This window comes from Loktanella atrilutea (assembly GCF_900128995.1).
Lineage (GTDB): Bacteria > Pseudomonadota > Alphaproteobacteria > Rhodobacterales > Rhodobacteraceae > Loktanella > Loktanella atrilutea.
This window is the reverse complement of sequence record NZ_FQUE01000001.1, coordinates 143,000-160,453: the sequence shown is the minus strand read 5'-3', so window position 1 is coordinate 160,453 and position 17,454 is coordinate 143,000. Positions and strand designations below refer to the sequence as shown.

15 protein-coding genes and 1 tRNA gene are annotated in these 17,454 nt (G+C 56.6%); 2 read left to right on the top strand and 14 right to left on the bottom strand.

Annotation, left to right across the window (positions count from 1 at the left end; genetic code table 11):
- Positions 1-37 precede the first annotated feature (37 nt).
- From BUA54_RS21120 to BUA54_RS00700, 13 genes are all read right to left on the bottom strand, one after another.
- Complete coding sequence (locus BUA54_RS21120; protein WP_178352688.1) at positions 38-175, bottom strand: hypothetical protein; 138 nt, start codon at positions 173-175, stop codon at positions 38-40.
- A 272-nt stretch (positions 176-447) separates the two neighbouring features.
- On the bottom strand, positions 448-1,557 hold the full coding sequence (locus tag BUA54_RS20755) for a ComEC/Rec2 family competence protein (protein WP_143155319.1): 1,110 nt from the start codon (positions 1,555-1,557) through the stop codon (positions 448-450).
- Complete coding sequence (locus BUA54_RS20750) at positions 1,544-2,218, bottom strand: hypothetical protein (RefSeq protein WP_143155318.1); 675 nt, start codon at positions 2,216-2,218, stop codon at positions 1,544-1,546. Before BUA54_RS20750 ends, BUA54_RS20755 begins: the two co-directional genes overlap by 14 nt.
- Positions 2,175-2,858, bottom strand: a complete 684-nt coding sequence (locus BUA54_RS20745; protein ID WP_143155317.1) for a hypothetical protein — start codon at positions 2,856-2,858, stop codon at positions 2,175-2,177. Before BUA54_RS20745 ends, BUA54_RS20750 begins: the two co-directional genes overlap by 44 nt.
- A gap of 935 nt (positions 2,859-3,793) precedes the next feature.
- Positions 3,794-4,333, bottom strand: a complete 540-nt coding sequence (locus BUA54_RS00730; protein WP_072856077.1) for a recombinase family protein — start codon at positions 4,331-4,333, stop codon at positions 3,794-3,796.
- Positions 4,334-5,082: 749 nt separating this feature from the next.
- Positions 5,083-5,508 carry a BLUF domain-containing protein gene (locus BUA54_RS00725; RefSeq protein ID WP_072855297.1) on the bottom strand — a complete coding sequence of 142 codons (426 nt, stop codon included), beginning with the start codon at positions 5,506-5,508 and terminating at the stop codon, positions 5,083-5,085.
- Positions 5,509-5,953: 445 nt separating this feature from the next.
- Positions 5,954-6,838, bottom strand: a complete 885-nt coding sequence (locus tag BUA54_RS20735) for a hypothetical protein (protein ID WP_143155315.1) — start codon at positions 6,836-6,838, stop codon at positions 5,954-5,956.
- A 435-nt stretch (positions 6,839-7,273) separates the two neighbouring features.
- The gene (locus BUA54_RS20730; RefSeq protein WP_143155314.1) at positions 7,274-7,915 is read right to left on the bottom strand and encodes a hypothetical protein; all 642 of its coding nucleotides are present in this window, start codon (positions 7,913-7,915) and stop codon (positions 7,274-7,276) included.
- A 136-nt stretch (positions 7,916-8,051) separates the two neighbouring features.
- Positions 8,052-9,389, bottom strand: coding sequence for a hypothetical protein (locus BUA54_RS00720; protein WP_143155313.1), 1,338 nt, complete (start codon positions 9,387-9,389; stop codon positions 8,052-8,054).
- A gap of 150 nt (positions 9,390-9,539) precedes the next feature.
- On the bottom strand, positions 9,540-10,871 hold the full coding sequence (locus BUA54_RS00715) for a tyrosine-type recombinase/integrase (RefSeq protein WP_072855295.1): 1,332 nt from the start codon (positions 10,869-10,871) through the stop codon (positions 9,540-9,542).
- A 106-nt stretch (positions 10,872-10,977) separates the two neighbouring features.
- A tRNA-Leu gene (locus BUA54_RS00710) sits at positions 10,978-11,062 on the bottom strand.
- Positions 11,063-11,104: 42 nt separating this feature from the next.
- Complete coding sequence (locus tag BUA54_RS00705; RefSeq protein ID WP_342742672.1) at positions 11,105-11,665, bottom strand: tetratricopeptide repeat protein; 561 nt, start codon at positions 11,663-11,665, stop codon at positions 11,105-11,107.
- Between the two features lie 38 nt (positions 11,666-11,703).
- Positions 11,704-12,189, bottom strand: a complete 486-nt coding sequence (locus BUA54_RS00700) for an Lrp/AsnC family transcriptional regulator (RefSeq protein ID WP_072855294.1) — start codon at positions 12,187-12,189, stop codon at positions 11,704-11,706.
- 103 nt (positions 12,190-12,292) lie between these two features.
- Here BUA54_RS00700 and putA point away from each other — a divergent pair, with 103 nt between their 5' ends.
- On the top strand, positions 12,293-15,757 hold the full coding sequence (gene putA / locus BUA54_RS00695) for a bifunctional proline dehydrogenase/L-glutamate gamma-semialdehyde dehydrogenase PutA (protein ID WP_072855293.1): 3,465 nt from the start codon (positions 12,293-12,295) through the stop codon (positions 15,755-15,757).
- Between the two features lie 61 nt (positions 15,758-15,818).
- The gene (locus BUA54_RS00690) at positions 15,819-16,562 is read left to right on the top strand and encodes a rhomboid family intramembrane serine protease (protein ID WP_072855292.1); all 744 of its coding nucleotides are present in this window, start codon (positions 15,819-15,821) and stop codon (positions 16,560-16,562) included.
- Here the strand turns inward: BUA54_RS00690 and BUA54_RS00685 are convergent.
- Positions 16,559-17,347 (bottom strand): inositol monophosphatase family protein, encoded by a 789-nt coding sequence (locus tag BUA54_RS00685; RefSeq protein ID WP_072855291.1) that lies wholly within the window; start codon positions 17,345-17,347, stop codon positions 16,559-16,561. The genes BUA54_RS00690 and BUA54_RS00685 overlap by 4 nt on opposite strands.
- Positions 17,348-17,454: the final 107 nt, after the last annotated feature.

Below are 17,454 nucleotides of genomic sequence, written 5' to 3'. Positions count from 1 at the left end.
ATGGCCTCCCGCCAGATGGTTAAAGCTTTACGTCGGCTTAAAACAGGTTGCCGCCATTGTCTTCGGCAACGGCGTCGGCCGCCACGGCGCCGCCAGCGCCGATGACCGCAGGCGCACAGGCCGATAGGAATGCGGTCGAAACGAGTACGAACGTGCAGATGATGCGCTGTGTCATGTTGAACTCCATATGAGACCTTGAAGCGAACGTCAAACGAACGTCAACGGTTCCCACACCAATGATTGGCCGGGTCGACGAGGGGACCCGACATCGACAGCGGAGGCTGACCGTGGCCTGGCTGCAGACCGGCAATGGTGCCCCCGGCCGGAACAGACCACTTTTATTAAAACATTATTTATAAGGCGTTACGGTTCATCGATTGGGGTTTTGTGGATTAACGTGTGGACCTAGCTTCAACTCCAACCGCTCTTATTTTCATGCTTCTTGGATCAGAGCTTTGCCGCACTTTCCGTCAGGCACACGTCTTCTAGGCCACCCGTGATAGAGTCGATAAGTAAGGTTACTGATCCACAACGATACACTGTCGATAGTAACTCCACCCCAGATCGACTAATGTGCTTCAGGACATCTCGGTCGTATCGCTTCTTAAGAGATATAATTTCTGTACTGGTAATATAAGCGTTGTCCGAAAGTTCTCTAAGCTTCTGCTTAGCTTGAGCTGTCGGCAGCAAATTGCCCCCGCGCGACCATGGCGTAACTACGGAAATAGCATTAGTGGTCAGTACATCGCTCCATAGTGCATCTAGATGGGCGCCTTCTGAGCCATGATGAGCAACCTTCAGATATTTAGGTCTTGGCTCACGTCCTTTCCTGTTATTTACAATATTGAGCCAGCCGTAATTTCCATCATTTCGCTCTTCAACGTCAGCACCAAGTATAACTGCGTTATTTCCAACCGTTAGCAATATGGCAACAGACAGATCATTCTTATTCTCGCTCGAAATCCTCTTCTTTGGAACGGCTTGCGCCCCCGTTCTCTTATTTATTAAATCTGGGAACTCACTTGCTGTTAACAATGCGTCAGAAAACTGCATGTCGGAGGGCGACAGAGCCAATAGCTCCACTGACTGCTGATGTGAAAAGTGTCCGCTTGGCCAGTCAATAATCTTCCGATCCTGAACGACAGGAATTGCAGGTTGACCTCTTTTCTTTACAATTCGCAAACATGAAATAATCTCGCTGCCACCCCTCCCTGTATTCATGTCTGGCTGAGCATCATACGCTATCAGGTAAGCCAAAAACTCCCGCCTTGTTAAGGCTGACGACATAGCAAAACGTGCACTTTCACATTCCAGCAGCGTCTCTTTCAACCCTTTTATGTGGTCATCATGCCAATGAGTGGCGACAATCAGGAAAACTTCGCTTGCAACATCAACTCCAATTGACTTCAAATAATCCAAAGCCGCCGGTTTTCGGGAATCGTTGAGACAAGAATCAATTATTATCCATGACCTGTCACCAATATGGATCAGAATACTCTCTCCAAAACCGGGACCAAATACGGTTACTTGGACTTTACCATTTTCAGGATGCGTCATCCCAAGTCAGCCCTTCCAAAAGATCGTCAGCATCAGCATAAGCGCGTTCAATATCTTTTGAAGTGAATACTGGAAGACGTCGCATATGTAGGCGGGACACTCGCTGTCGTTGATCGTTTGGCAATCGCTCGAATCCAACAACCCATCGAACTAGTGACCCTATTTCTAATCGTTTCTGATCGGCATAAGGAAGCTCGCGCATCTCAAACTCCGCTGCTTCAGTCGGACTGCCGGTGGCATCCTTTACATTTGTCAACCTAACTACAAATTTAGTTTCTTTAATTAGCTCAACAAACCCCTCCCATTCTTGGGTGGGCGTTAGGGTAGAAGTATTCTTCTTTGGCAGCTTTGGCTTCTGATAGCCTCTCTCGTCTACCGTTGAGAGATCAGAAAGTAGACCATCTGAATAATAGGTTCGTGTAGTACCTTTGTTCAACTTGCGAGAAGCGAAAGTCTCCCCTTCTTCGGACGGAGCGTCATCTAATGAACGGCTAACTTGCGTTATATCTTGCGAATAGCGGGCGACGATATCGCTCCATTTATTCACGTTACCGGAGTATACCGTTTCTTCTAAGCCTCGAAGATCGAACAGTGTTTGCTCAGCAGTAATGGCCATTTCACTTACCCCCCAGAAGCGTAGCAAATATTTCTTCTGCTTCATTTATTCTATCTTGAAATTCTCCCTGCAGAAGACCTACCAAATCGATAGATGTGGCGTCTGCGTCTTTCGGCGTAAAATGAAAGTTTGCCTGTATGTATACCCCATTGCTTCCCTTGACCTGAAATGATGGTTCGATCTTAAGATTCTTGTTTAGCGAGTAATCATCAGCGGCTTCAGTCGACCTCATAGTGAGGCTCAACATGCCACCTGCAAGCTCCGGCTCGTCTTTCTCCATCTCGCCACCAAACTTCCCCCAAGGCTCAATTGGAGCAATCTTACGCCCCAATTTCATTCTTGCTTCAAAACTAGGTAGAACGAAGTGTGCGTCTCGATTTAACCCGACCGCTTTTAGTGGCGTGTGCGGCAAGAGTCCCCTGAATAAATTTGTAGTCTTGTCTAAAATCTGCACCCACGGAGCTGAGCTTGTTTGGATTTGAAATCGATCCTGATCTACAAAATAGTGCGTACCATCAATGGAAAATCTCGATACATCTTTATGACACACTTCAAGGTCAATCCTGTCTGTATCCACTTCCGGCTCAATACCATTCGCCATCAACCAACTGGGGTGAAAAATTGCTGGGTTAAAGTTTCCGATAAGGACTATTGAAACTCCCGAAATCTCCGGTTCGATCTGCATTCAGCCCTCTAACGTTAGCCCCGAAATGTCGAAATGAGCAGCAAAACATTACAACTGCGTTGACGCTGCCACCTGAAACACATTATTGCAAGCGCCTTCAGCGTGCTCGCTTGCTCGATTTAGCAGCGGTGCTAGGCGTTGCAACCACACAAGCAAAATCAAGCCCACCTGACGACAAGTACCCTCAACCGCCATTGCCTCGCAGCAACATGTGTACCTACGCTGCGTGAAGGCCACCAGTTGCACTTCTGCCCTGTGGCCCAAAGCGTCACGGCAAGACTAAACTCCCTTGGAAGTCAAACATACAGGAAGTGTAATATTTCGACTGGGTCTCTCTCAGTGCGATTCCACCAAGTAAACTGTTCTCTAAGATAGTCAAAACGTCCAGCTCGGACTGCGTATCAGCCACATCAGCCATCCTAGCATGAACTTGATGGATGGCGCTCCTCCTTCTTGATGTAAGCTACTCAGCGAAGCTCGACCTGATCAGGATTCACAAGCACGATCTGAGGCTTACCTTTGTAAAACTCAATTTGCCACTGATCGCCACCTTTCGGCCTTCAAGGGACTGAGCGTCTGAGAGGGAGCCCGAGTTCGACCTGAGGATCACTGCATAGAAAACTTGGTTCGGATACCGCCCTCCGAAGTTGATGAATGTGGTTCCACCACTCCTTGAGACTTGGCTAACGACACCCTCCGCCGTGACATAACTGCCAGCGTATTGCGAAGCGTCCTGATGGGTGACCGTTTCGGCGTAGGCACCGGTGGCCAAGAACATAGTCAGGCCAACAGCAGCCAATAGCTTGTTGAAATAACGCATTGAGACTTCGGATTTAAGGCCAGTTCCAGATGAGCGTATCCAGTAGGTTCGGCAAAAATATGGCAATCGCTCATCTGAAGTGGCTTCCACATAAATGTAGGGTTTCAGTTTTGCCCTACGCCACCCGATATACCGACCTCTCAGAAATCCCCAAGGCCCTCGCCACGTCCCTCTTGGAATGTCCCTCAGCCAACATAGCGACCACCTCAGCCTTCTTAGCCCGTGCCGTCGGTTTGCGACCCTTATATTTACCTTCGGCCTTTGCCTTGGCGATACCGCAACGCTGACGTTCAAGCATCATCTCGCGTTCAAACTGAGCGACTGATCCCAAGACGTTCAGCATGAGCTTTCCTGTGGCCGTCGTGGTGTCCAGCCCAAGGTCCAGGACGCGAAGACCCACCGACTTGGCCTCAAGGCTCTCAACGATCTCGCCAAGGTGGACCACTGAGCGGGCCAGACGATCAAGCTTCGTGACCACCAATACATCGCCCTCCCTGACGTAGCCCAGTGCCTCAGAGAGCGCCTTACGAGGCCCTGTGGCCGATGTCTGTTCGTCGTACAGCCTGTCGCATCCGATGGCCTTCAGGGCCTCTCTCTGAGCCTCTAGGCCGTTCACTTGTTCCGTTGTCGAGGTACGCGCGTATCCAATGAGCATGATGATGCCCTCCTGTCTGCCAATGATGTCTATGAAGTTGTGACAACGGGTCTGCCAAAAGCGTTGACCCATTCGTATGGCAGCTATCCCGCCAGCCTTGAGGACATGACACAAGGCCAAGACCTATTGGCAGATGCCTAAGCACGACCATAGCAGCGCCCTAATGGCGCCACAGGGATCCATTAGACAAGGCTTCACTCAGAGTAGCATCCCTTGCTGTGTTTGATGTTGCACCATACGACGACCAGAAGAGGCGCAAGCCCCTGTCCCCTTCCCCGGAGTCGGTTGATCGTATGGTGCTGCCTCTGAAAAATAAGCACTCAGCATCAACGCGATAGATGACGCGGATTACACATCCGTAAGTTGCCTTCAGGCGCTAAGGTGTCGGCGGCACTCAATTCGTCATTGGAAACGAAGAGCACCGCCGAACTGGCCATTGCGCTCCCCCACAAAACACAATGACAACGCACCCTTTACATCAGCAGCCTCATAAAAGCACTCATCATATCACGGCATCCTGCGCCATAGCCATGGTACACTAACAGGGACGATTGGACGGAACCCCAATGTTCCATGGCCTTACCGCTGCAATGCCCACGGATGAGGACGCGGTTGTCACCCCTGAACAATGAAAAGCAATCCCAAAGGGGGGTGGGGGATCCTGCTAAGCGAGTTCAAAAAGAGGGCATTTCACTGGCGTTGTTGTTGTTGTATTTGCGCTCCGAACAGCTGAGATAGTGTTCTACCAGCTAAAGCGAACTGCCGATCCCGAGGTCAATCCGTACGCTTGCCCCCATCAAAAAATAAACGGCTTCAGCGCAGGATGCGTCCTTTAGCGACTTCTCGGCAGAGACCTCTCCCATAAAATCTCGAAAAGAAGCAATCTCAGTTTGGGAATACCCTAGGCGCCACTTCTTGAACCTCGGACGCGAGATTACGCCATGACCAAGCAATTCCAAGTTTCTATGCCGGTCGTCAGAGTGAAGCCGATTGTACAGCTGCCACAGCGGTTCAGCTGGCCCTTCAATGTATTGAATGAACACACCGTCTTCCGCATGAAGAAACCCCGTGATGCCAGCTAAGGTATTCTTCAAGTGGGAAATGGTCACAATGCTTTGGCACTCCGGTGACTCGGGCGTAACCAGCGCCTCACTCCGATACACAAGGTACTCCATATCCACGCGCCCTCCATGTGTTATCGTCCACTTGATATCACAACGACGCTTACGAACAAAGTGCACAACTAGAGTCCCGTAGCGCCACTGGGAGGCATCCTACAGCGCAAAGTCATGTCGGCGCGATCCTGACATGCCCCAAGCACAAAGGTGCCTCTGTGGGAAGGTCATTGTGATTTTCGTTGGAAGGGTGACTTGCCGATTTGTTGATCCGCCAAAGCGACATCCCCCTTGTCGCTGATCCTGACCACTACAAATCATCATCATCAGGTATTGCGCTTTTAGCACCCGAGCGTGACCATCTGAGCGCATCACATGACTACTTTTCTGCCTTTGGGAGTTTGTGTGATGCGCACCTCTCTGCCAATTGCCACCTGCCACCCATGGTTTCTACTTTAGGACTGATCCTAAAGTAAATTAACGCTTTGGCAGTCATAGACGTCTTTCAGGACGTATTTCGCATAGGCCTTAGCTTAACAGCCGAAAGAAAAATTAACGCGATTACAAATCCCCAAGCACTAGCTGGCAGGGGAACCGCACTCACTTCGTGGGGCCTTACACCCTTAATGTAGTCGAAGCCCGATGCCGATAGAATCTCAGCATTTCTTACAATTTCACCTTTAAAATCGAGAACTTCGCTAGAAAGGAAACGTGCACTGGAGAAGAAATTAGATTGGGTAAAACATAATTCTTCAGGACCAGTTACTTTGCCGCAGGAAGATCTAGTAGTTACTTCGGCGCCAACATTTAGCGTACCGTTAGTGAATGGAAGCAAAAGGCTTGTAATGCCTGCGTTACCTGTTTCGACCGTCTGATAAAAAAGAGCACCTGTGACATTGTCATAAAGGGCAGTCGTTTGTGATTCAAATATGCTAACACCATTCACTGAAAATGACCCAGCAACGCGGGCTTCAACTCCCGTTTCAGGTGAATTAACGCCAATTGAAAGATTCCCCAGAAAATCAACTGGAACACGCCAAAACCCGTCTAAAACTGAAAAGTTTAACGTATCACTAAACGAACCTGAAGAAATGGCAAAGTCGCCATTCTGGCCGAGGCCGTTAGGTGCTGCTACAACACTTGTACTAGCTCCGATATTACCGAATGAAGCTCGTCCATTTGCTGCTGCACTTACAGTTGGAGAAGCCGTCAGACAGCTTGCGTTCGCTGAAGTGTCACCTTGAAGATCAACATCAGTACAGCCTCCAGTCATAGCAAAGGCCGATAACTGAGGTGCCAATGTCGCTGCATGAAGCGGAGCAGTAAGAAAAAATGCCAATGAAAGACTTAAACTGCCTACTACTTCTTTGCGCGCTAGAGAATCTTTCATTGCGTAATCCCCCTTAATATATCTTCATATAATAACAGAAAAATTCACAATAGAGTAAAGAAAAATATTACGCATGATCAAACGATTAGTGTCGGAACAGACAACCAGGACGCAATGAGTGCGCCAAGAACCTTCGCAAAAATGAAGACCTAGGGAGCCTCTGATTCCAGACTGCTTACCTCCCATAGACTTCCCTAAGACCCCCAAACCGATTTTCTAAAAAATAGTGGGCCAATTACGCCATTTCGAAGTGGCAAGAAGACGACCTCATGAGGGTCCATTAAAAAGTGATCATCTTATTCACATTTGGATAAGTTTTCTACCACCCATACGAAATGGGGCTGTGTCTGACCTAAGCAGACTAAAGATTTTCGAGATACGGCAGTTTAAATAATGGGTTCAGGACCTGTTAGAAGCGAAAGCGCTACACTAATTTCAATTATTGTGTGGACTGAACAAGTTCGTCGAATCAGGCAAGAATGCTGCGCTTTTTACGCACCCACCAAAGACTGCATGCAAAATTCTTTCCACAGCAGGAAAAACCGTTCTGGGATCAATATCTAAGAAATTCGCAATCGGCGCTGACAAGTCGTTCTGGTATATTCGGTTACGGCCTCTGCGTACTATCGCCAAGTCATCATCAAAGCCTATGTAATCCGGCATCCAAGCAGCTTTTATTACTGAGGCCCAATCGCTCTCGTCAATTCTCAGACCTTCGGTAGATTCTCCATGTAAACCTTCTAGATACAGTGCCACTCCAAGCCCCTCCACGAGTGAGTATGTCGCAATGGAAGTCTCTAGGATTAAATTCCACAAATATGGTTCGTACAGCAGTCCGTGGCCGACTCCGGTATTACGATAGTCCCTATTCGCGATAATCAGACCAAACTTCATCTCTAGGCCAACTAGAATTATTTGCAGGTGGTGTCTTGCATTCGCTCTAAAGCGTTCATCAATGTTTTGAGGAATGGTTGCTGACAGCCAGCGTGACCAAACACTGTAGTTAAAAGCTGATCCAGGAATTATCTCAGACACTTCTGAAGGAATGAATTCTTTTAGGTACAGTTTATAAGTCATAATTTTCCTACTTGGCGGCCTGTACTAAATTGAAATGGAGGTCGCGCCTTATGACCTACAGTAAGCCACAGGGACACTCATTGAATGTAACGCTGAGCTACAGTTTATGTGAGGTACCTATCAGTACTTGGACCATTCAAAGTTTGCCTTTGACCGAAATGTTTGGCCTGACACCCACTAATCTTTCAAAGTTACCGCTGAAGACCCTCTCGACCACGTCTGCGTGCGACACAGCAACGATGACACCATCATGGATCGGCAACGCGCAGACATCGTGATCGTCCATGAGTTCAAGTAGGGTCGCCATCAACACCTCCGACTCGATGTACTGCAACTCAGGCCAGCCTAAGCCATGTTCGTTCAGACGGCCCATGATAGGATGGGCGATGAGAACCTTTGTCCAAGCGTCCTTTGCCTTCAGTCCCTTTGGGATGGGCTGCTCGCCCTGCTCAACAAGTTCTGCCTTGAAAGTCGAAGGCCACTGCGTTGGTGCACCACCTTTGCCGATGGCCATATTGACGAGTTTTTTGACCAATGGTCTGGCCACGCCATCAACAGCATACAGGTCCACCTTCAGATCAAATGGCGTCCCTGTGACCCCATAGATGATGGTCAGCATACAAGCCTTGATATCGACTTCACAGGTCTTCTCACCGTCAATCGTGATGCCCGGCCGGACCTCTCGCTTCATGTTGGTTAGGCCGACTTCAGCGTAATCGAACATGCGACCACCAAGGTTCCACTGGAAGCCCGGTCTGTCACCTCCATGGAAACCACGGCGGTACAATGGGTCCAGCCCAAGGTTGAAGCTGTGTTGCTGCAAGTAATCGTTGATACGAGTCATGTCTCTGGCCAACCCCCGGACTATCGGGTCTGTCTTGTCGAAAGGCATCCGCTTCGCCTTACCTTCCTCTACGGCGGTCCTTTTCAGCGTGATCGGAAACCCCAAGGAGCGATCGATGACAAAGTGGAGTTTCAGATTATCGACGGTCAACTCAAGCTGGTCAGCAGCTTTGGCAAGCAGGTCCGGTGTCGCCCTGAACCGACTAACCTTTGCCGAACGATCATATCCGTTTGCAGACGTCTGATAGCCGGGAACATACTCAACCAACCCCAACGCGACCAAGCGGTCACGATACTGGGTTAGCAACTCAGTCGTAGCGTATGACCCCTCGAAGGACATCGGGCCAAATCCCCGGTAACAGTACCCCCCTGCCTCGACGTTGAGTGAGTGGACAAGGAGGTCTGCGACAAGCGCCCCAAGGCCCGCTCGGAAGGCCTCAAGGTCTTTGGCTTTGCGAGCCCGACTACGAAGCTTGCCTGCGCTTTCGAACTCCAAGATGTCATTAAGGACATCATCGATAAGCGCCTTCGCTTCGGTGGTGGCAGGGTAGCGGTTCAGGCTCGCCATACGGGCAGCCAAAAGCATCCCCTTTGTTGGCCGCTCTGAAGTGACGTGAGGATTTCCGTCCATGGGTGATCCCTCAATACCGGGCAGTCAAAGCAACGCGTTCCTGCATCTAGATTGAGCAATTTCGCCAAGTGCAAGGTGATTTATCCGACAGATTGATACACGTGGTCGCAACGCATTGGCCCTCCTCGAAGGCCGGACGACTTTTCACCTTCAGGTCGCTCTAAAAACCTTCAACAAGGCCGCCTGCTTGCGTTCTAGGGAATGACCACTCCCATAGTTCGCCTGTGAGCCCGAGCCTGTGGAGTGCCCAAGGATGGCCTCTTGGAGGTCAAGGGAAACGTCAGCATCACGTAGGGCGTCCTTCATGCTGTGCCTGAGGCTGTACAGGCTGTGCCTTGGGTCCTTCGTGTGTCGGCGCAACCGCTTCATCATCTTGTTGCTGAACAGGTCGTGCTTGGACGTGAGGGCATACTCAGGAAACACGAACTGTCGTCCATTGGCCTGCTCAACGATGCGCTTGGCGACCGCGAGAGCCTTGCCGACCAAGGGCACCTCCCTCTTGCGCCACCCATCCTTCAGGGAACGCGTATCAGTGGCCTCTATGATGACATGGGGCACCTTGTGATCGACGTTGATGTGTCTGACCTCCAAGGACAGCAACTCAGCGTTCTGAGCGCCCGTGTAGTGTATCAGTGTCCAGACGTCCGACAGCACAACGTCGCTCTTCAGTTCCCCGTACATCGCATCAATGATATCCGGCGACAGGGGCAAACGCTTCTCACGGTCCTCAAGGGCCTCCTTGGGATACGACAGGTCCAGGAAGACATCAGTGCGCGGCACCTCGAACTCTCGACAGGCATACGCCACCACAGCCTTAATGTTGTTGATCTGACGCTTCACTGAGTCAGGCTTCATGCGTGTCAGCAGATGGTCCCTGAGGTCTTTGGCGTTCTGCCGTGTGATCCTTTTCAGCGGCAAGTCAGCGTGCCACACAGCAAGGGCGTCTCTTTCGATCCGATTGAAGTTGTTGATCTGCTTCTGACGCTTGAACGGGTCCGCTAGGGCCTTCTCTTTCAGGTACAGTTTAAAGGCGTCCGTGATGGTAGGCTCAGCAACCACAGCCTCGATGCCGCTATGCAGGGCAATCACCATGGCCCTGTCTTCAGGGGTGATGTCCTCAGGATGCCCGGTGATGGGGTCCCTGTGATACTTCTCAATGATCTCATCAGCGTAGGCTTCACGCCCCGTCTGTTCGCTTTCAGTCTTGCCACTGCTGTACGGGTCAAGCTTGTGCATCTGAAAGAAGGACCTGATGTCGCCCTTGGCCTCAATAGAAGACTTTAAGGTGCCCCCTGCCCTGCTCATGGCGATCTGCTGCTCAACAAGGTGATGATATGGCCCGTAGGCAGCGATGGCTTCACGTTCAGTCCGGCCCAAGGTCTTGATGAACTCAGTGACCCCTAGGGTTGCCTGAAGGGCCTGCGGGACGCGACGACGATACCGATACCGACCATTGGCGTCGATCTTGACGTGCTTGAGCATCAGTTTGGCCTTCATTCCGAAACCCCAATGTGGACCTACGTGTGGACCTAAGGGAGTGTACAGCGACCTTGTAGCGTTGTAAATAAGGGGTTTTGTAGGGCTTTATTGGTGCCCCCGGCCGGACTCGAACCGGCACGGGCAAAGCCCAAGAGATTTTAAGTCTCCGATGTCTACCATTCCACCACGGGGGCACGTCAGGTGTCGTAGCGGGGCGGCAGCGTGGGAGCAAGCGGTCAGAGGTCGGTTCCGGCCGGTTCCTGCAGCAGCCCGCGCTCTTTCAGCCAGGGATTGAGTGCCAGAGCGTCGCGCAGAACCTCCTGCGCCTCCTCCATGCGGCCCAGCCCCATCAGGGTCAGCGCCTTGCCGGACATCGCCGCGATATGCGTCGGCGTGATGGCCAGTGCCTTGTCGAGGTCGTAAAGCGCGGCATCATACTCCTGCCGCAGAAAGCTCGCAAAGGCGCGCTGATTGTAGCCTTCCGCGTAGTCGGGACAGTATTCGACGAGCGTGTCGAAGGTGTCGCGGGCGCCGAGGAAATCATACCCCTCGCGCTTGGCCATGCCTTCGTCCAGCAGCGCCTGCGCCTTGGCGTCCGGCGCGTCGGTCCAGAGCTGCCACAGTCGGTCGGCCAAGGGCCGGGCTTGCATTTCATTCCCGGTCCTTTGCAGGCGGGCGATGATCTCTGCCGCCTCCGCCGCGTGATCGGGGGCCGTGGGACATACGCTTTCGGTGTCCTGCGCAAAGGCAGGGGCGGCCAGAAGGGTCAGGGCGAGGATCAGTCTCATGTCCGGCATTTTCAGGCCCCCTTACCTTCGGTCAAATCACGGTTGCGTCACCCTGCGGGCGGGACGGGCGCCACGCCCTCCTCCTTCACCGCCTGCATCGCGACGTAAGTCGATGTGCCCGCCACATGCGGCAGGGTCGAGATGAAGTCCGCCAAGACCTGCCGGTAATCGGTCATCCCCTGCGTGCGAACCTTCAACAGATAGTCGAAGGAGCCGGCGATCATGTGGCACTGCTCGATCTGGGGCACCTCCAGCACGGCGCGGTTGAAGGCGGTCAGGGCAACCTCGCGCGTGTCGGTCAGACGCACCTCGACGAAGGCGACGTGGTCGCGGCCCAGCAGGATGGGGTCGAAGAGCGCGCGGTAGCCACGGATCACGCCGTCCGCCTCCAGCTTGCGCAGGCGGGCCTGGGTGGGAGATTTGGACAGGCCGATGCGGTCGGCCAGCGCGGTCACGCTGATGCGGCCGTCAACGGCAAGCACGTCCAGAATCTTCGCGTCGAACGAATCCAGCGCGACAGTCGTTTCGACCATGGACAACCCCGAAATGCGGACCGATCCGTCCCATCGCCCGACATTACAAGGCGGATCGTCTTTTCACAAGTTGGTAGACTGCGACAACCCCAAGGAGTTTTCCATGCCCCGCGACACGCAAGACGACCGCCGCGCCAAGATCGATGCCGCCATGTATGCGGATGAAAAGTCGGTCGTCACGGCGCTGGCCGCCGAAGCCGATCTGTCGGACGCCGACCGCGCCCGGATCGGCGCGGCGGGTGCCGATCTGGTGCGCCGCATCCGCGCGAGTTCCGAACCCGGCATGATGGAGGTCTTTCTGGCCGAATACGGCCTGTCCACTGACGAGGGCATTGCCCTGATGTGTCTGGCAGAGGCGCTGCTGCGGGTGCCGGATGCCGACACCATCGACGCGCTGATCGAGGACAAGATCGCGCCGTCCGACTGGGGCAAGCACCTCGGCAAGTCGGCGTCCAGCCTCGTGAACGCCTCGACATGGGCGCTGATGCTGACGGGGCGCGTGCTGGACGACACAAAGCCGGGCGTCACGCGTCACCTGAAGGGGGCGGTCAAGCGACTGGGCGAGCCGGTGATTCGCACCGCTGTCGGCCGCGCCATGCGCGAGATGGGGCGCCAGTTCGTGCTGGGCGAAACCATCGAAAAGGCGATGAAACGTGCGGAAGGCATGCAGGAAAAGGGGTTCACCTACTCCTACGACATGCTGGGAGAGGCCGCGCGGACCGACAAGGACGCGCGCGGCTATCAGCTGTCCTACTCCCGTGCGATCAGTGCCATCGCCGCCCATTGCGTGCACGACTCCGTGGCAGAGAATCCGGGTATCTCGGTCAAGCTGTCGGCGCTGCATCCGCGCTACGAGGTGGCACAAGAGGACCGGGTGATGGCCGAACTTGTGCCGCGGGTGACGGCGCTGGCGATCCTCGCCAAGGCCGCCGGCATGGGCTTCAACATCGATGCAGAGGAGGCGGACCGTCTTGCCCTGTCACTCGACGTGATCGAGGCGGTGCTGGCAGAGCCGGCGCTGGCCGGCTGGAACGGCTTCGGCGTCGTCGTGCAGGCCTATGGCCTGCGGGCCGGGATGGTCATCGACCATCTGCACGATCTGGCCGAGCGACTGGATCGCAAGATCATGGTTCGACTGGTTAAGGGCGCCTATTGGGATGCCGAGATCAAGCGCGCGCAGGTCATGGGGATGGACGGCTTTCCTGTCTTCACTGCCAAGGCGCATACGGACGTCAGCTACATCGCGAACGCCCGTAAGCTGCTGGGCCTGACCGACCGGATCTATCCGCAATTCGCCACCCACAACGCGCATACGGTGGCAGCCATACTCGATCTGGCGCGCCAGATGCACCGGGGGCCCGCCGATTACGAATTCCAGCGCCTGCACGGCATGGGAGAGACCCTGCACACGCTGGTGCTGAACGATCAACATACGCGTTGCCGCATCTACGCCCCCGTCGGCGCGCACGAGGATCTGCTGGCCTACCTCGTCCGGCGCCTGCTGGAGAACGGCGCGAACTCCAGCTTCGTGAACCAGATCGTGGACGAGGATGTCGCGCCAGAGGTCGTCGCCGCCGACCCCTTCACCCAGATCGGCACCCGCCCGACGATCCGCAGCGGTCCGGCGCTGTTCGGGGATCGCGTGAATTCCAGGGGCTTCGATCTGACACATCCGCCCACGCTCGACGCCATTTCAGAGGGTCGGATGCCCCACCACGACACGATATGGGAAGTGGCCCCGCGTGTCGCCGGTATCGATGCGGAGGCCGGCGAGGCCCACGACCGGATCAACCCGGCCCGCCCCGGCGATGTCGTTGGTCACGTCACGGCGGCGAATCCCTCGGCCGTCGCCGCAGCCTTCGCGGCCGCACGTCCTTGGGACGACCGCGCGGACGACCGTGCGAAGGCGCTGACCGATGCCGCCGACGCATTCGAGGCGCACGCCGGCGAGATTTTTGCCATTCTGGCGCGCGAAGGTGGCAAGGGCTTGCCCGACGCCGTGGCGGAACTGCGCGAAGCGGTGGATTTTCTGCGCTACTACGCGGCGCAGGCGCGTCAGATGCCCGACGCCGCCCCGCGCGGGATCTGGACCTGCATCAGCCCGTGGAACTTTCCGCTGGCGATCTTCACCGGCCAGATCGCGGCGGCGCTGGCCGCTGGCAACGCCGTGCTGGCCAAACCGGCAGAGCAGACCCCGATCATCGCCGACCTTGCGGTACGCCTGCTGCACGGCGCCGGGGTTCCTGAGGACGTGCTGCAATGTCTGCCGGGTGGCGGCGAAGTGGGCGCAGCCCTGACGGCGGATGAGCGGATAAACGGCGTGGCCTTCACCGGGTCGACCGCCACCGCGCGCAAGATCGCGGCCAGCATGGCGGACCACTGCGCGCCGGGCACGCCGCTGATCGCAGAGACCGGAGGTCTGAACGCGATGATCGTCGACAGCACCGCCCTGCCCGAGCACGCGGTCCGCGATATCGTCAACGGCGCGTTCCGGTCGGCCGGGCAGCGCTGCTCTGCCCTGCGCTGCCTCTACGTGCAGGACGACATCGCCGACAAGCTGATCCAGATGCTGAAGGGCGCGATGAACACCCTGACGCTGGGCGATCCATGGTCCCTGTCCACGGACATCGGCCCGGTCATCGACGCCGCCGCCCGCGACGGGATCAACACGCACATCGCGCAGGCCGCGGCAGAGGGACGTGTGCTACACCAGCTGGCCGTTCCGCCGCTTGGCACCTTTGTCTCGCCCACCATCATCGCGCTGGACGGCATTGACCAGCTGGAGCGGGAAATCTTCGGCCCGGTCCTGCACGTCGTCCGTTACAAGGCGCGCGACCTGGACAAGGTCATCAAGGCGATCAACGGCACCGGCTACGGCCTGACCTTCGGTCTGCACACCCGCATCGACGACCGGGTCGAGCTGATGGTGAACCGCATCCATTGCGGCAACATCTACGTCAACCGCGACCAGATCGGCGCGGTCGTGGGCAGCCAGCCCTTCGGCGGCGAGGGGCTGTCGGGCACCGGACCCAAGGCGGGGGGCCCGCAGTACCTGCCCCGCTTCGCCGCCCCGGCAGAGGCGCATGTCACCCCGGCCAGCTGGACCGGACAGGACACGCCGGCGCGTCTGGAGAAGGTCATCAACGGTGCAAAGATGCCTCCGAGCACGCCGCCACGCGACATGCCCGGCCCGACCGGTGAATCCAACCGCCTGAGCCTGCATCCGCGCGGGCCCGTGCTTTGCCTCGGTCCCGGCCCCGCCGCCGCGACGGCGCAAGCGCGCGAGGTGGAACTGCTGGGCGGTCTGCCGATCATCGCGCAGGGCGCCGTCGCGGCGGCCACGCTGACCACCCTGTCGCCGCTGGCCACGGCGATCTGGTGGGGCGACGCGGCGCAGGGCCGCGCCTATGCCAAGGCACTGACGGAACGCGAGGGGCCGATCGTCAGCCTTGTCACCGCGATGCCGGATACGGCCCACGTCATGCACGAACGCCACGTCTGCATCGACACCACGGCGGCCGGCGGCAATGCGGCCCTGCTGGCAGAGGTCGCCGGCATGGCCTCTTGACCCAAGGGGGGCGCATCCCGCGCCCCCTTGACCCCTGCCCCGGTCACCGCACCTATGGGGCATGTTCCCGATCCGCGATCACAACCCGTCAGGCGACACACCCTACGTGACCTACGGGTTGCTGGTGGCGAACATCGGAATCTGGCTATGGTCGGCGACGGCGCTGACCGACACCAACGCGCTCAGCTGGTTCTATTATCATTACGCCCTGATCCCGGCACGGTTAACGGGTGGCGAAGGTTACACCGGCCTGCTGACGTCCATGTTCCTGCACGCCGGACTGCTGCATCTGGCGGGCAACATGCTGTTCCTCTTCATCTTCGGCGACAATATCGAGGACCGGATGGGACATGGCCCCTTTGCAGCTTTCTACCTTGGCTGCGGCATCGCGGCCGGGCTGGCGCAGGTCGCGATCGACCCGACATCCGCCGTGCCGACGGTGGGGGCCTCCGGCGCGATCGCTGGGGTGATGGGCGGCTATCTGCTGCTGTTCCCGCGGGCGCGGGTCGATATCATTTTGATCCTGATCGTCTTCTTCAAGATCTTTCCGGTGCCCGCCTGGATCGTGCTGGGCGTGTGGTTCGCGATGCAGGCCTTCGGCGGGTTCGGCGCGCAGGCGGACGGCGGTGTCGCCTACTGGGCGCATATCGGCGGGTTCGTTGCGGGGCTGGTCCTGACCGTGCCCCTGTGGCGGCGGCTGGGCGGCACGGCGTTCTGGCGGGTCACCCACGGCATCCCGCCACACCCGCCGGCCACCTACGTCGACGGCAGCAGCCGCGTTCCCACGGTGCGCCGCCGGCGCTAGTCCTTGCGGACGACTTTGGCGAAGGTCGCGAAGATCTCGTTGTTGGCGCAAACCACCGACCCGTCGGCCATCGGATCGCCGTCCTGCGTCATCGATTCCACGATGGCACCCGCCTCTTTGGCGATCACGATCCCGGCGGCCATGTCCCAGACCTTCAGCTTGCGTTCCCAGAACCCGTCGTAGCGACCGGCAGCAACATAGGCGAGGTCGAGCGACGCCGCCCCGAAGCGACGGACACCGGCGCAGGCGGGCAGAAGCCGCGCAAGATCCTGCAGGCTTTCGGGCAGGTCGCTGCGGCCTGCAAAGGGCAGGCCGGTGGCGAAGATGCTCTCGATCAGCCGGTGACGGGCGGACACGCGGATTCGCTTTTCGTTAACGAAGGCACCGCCGCCTTTTTCCGCATGGAACATCTCGTCCTTGACCGGGTCGTAGATCACCCCGGCGACGGCCTGCCCCTTGTGTTCAAGGGCGATGGACACGGCCCAGTGCGGCAGGCCGTGCAGGAAGTTCGTGGTGCCGTCGAGGGGATCGACGATCCAGCGGCGGGTGGGGTCTTCGCCCTCGATCTCGGCCCCCTCCTCGCCCAGGAAGCCATAGCTGGGCCGCGCGTGCATCAGCTCGTTGCGGATCGTCTCCTCCGCCTGTCGGTCGGCGCGGCTGACGAAATCGCCGGGGCCCTTGGTGCTGACCTGCAGCTGCTCGACCTCGCCGAAGTCCTTGAGCAGGGCGCGACCGACCTTGCGGGCCGTCTTCATCATCACGTTGAGGTTCGCACTGCCAGCCATCGGGGCCTCCGTCCATGGATCAAGGGCGGCGTATAGGACGGGCGGGCGGGCCGCACAAGGGACAGGAAGGCGGCAGTCTTAAGGGAATCTTCGCGACATCGCAGGAT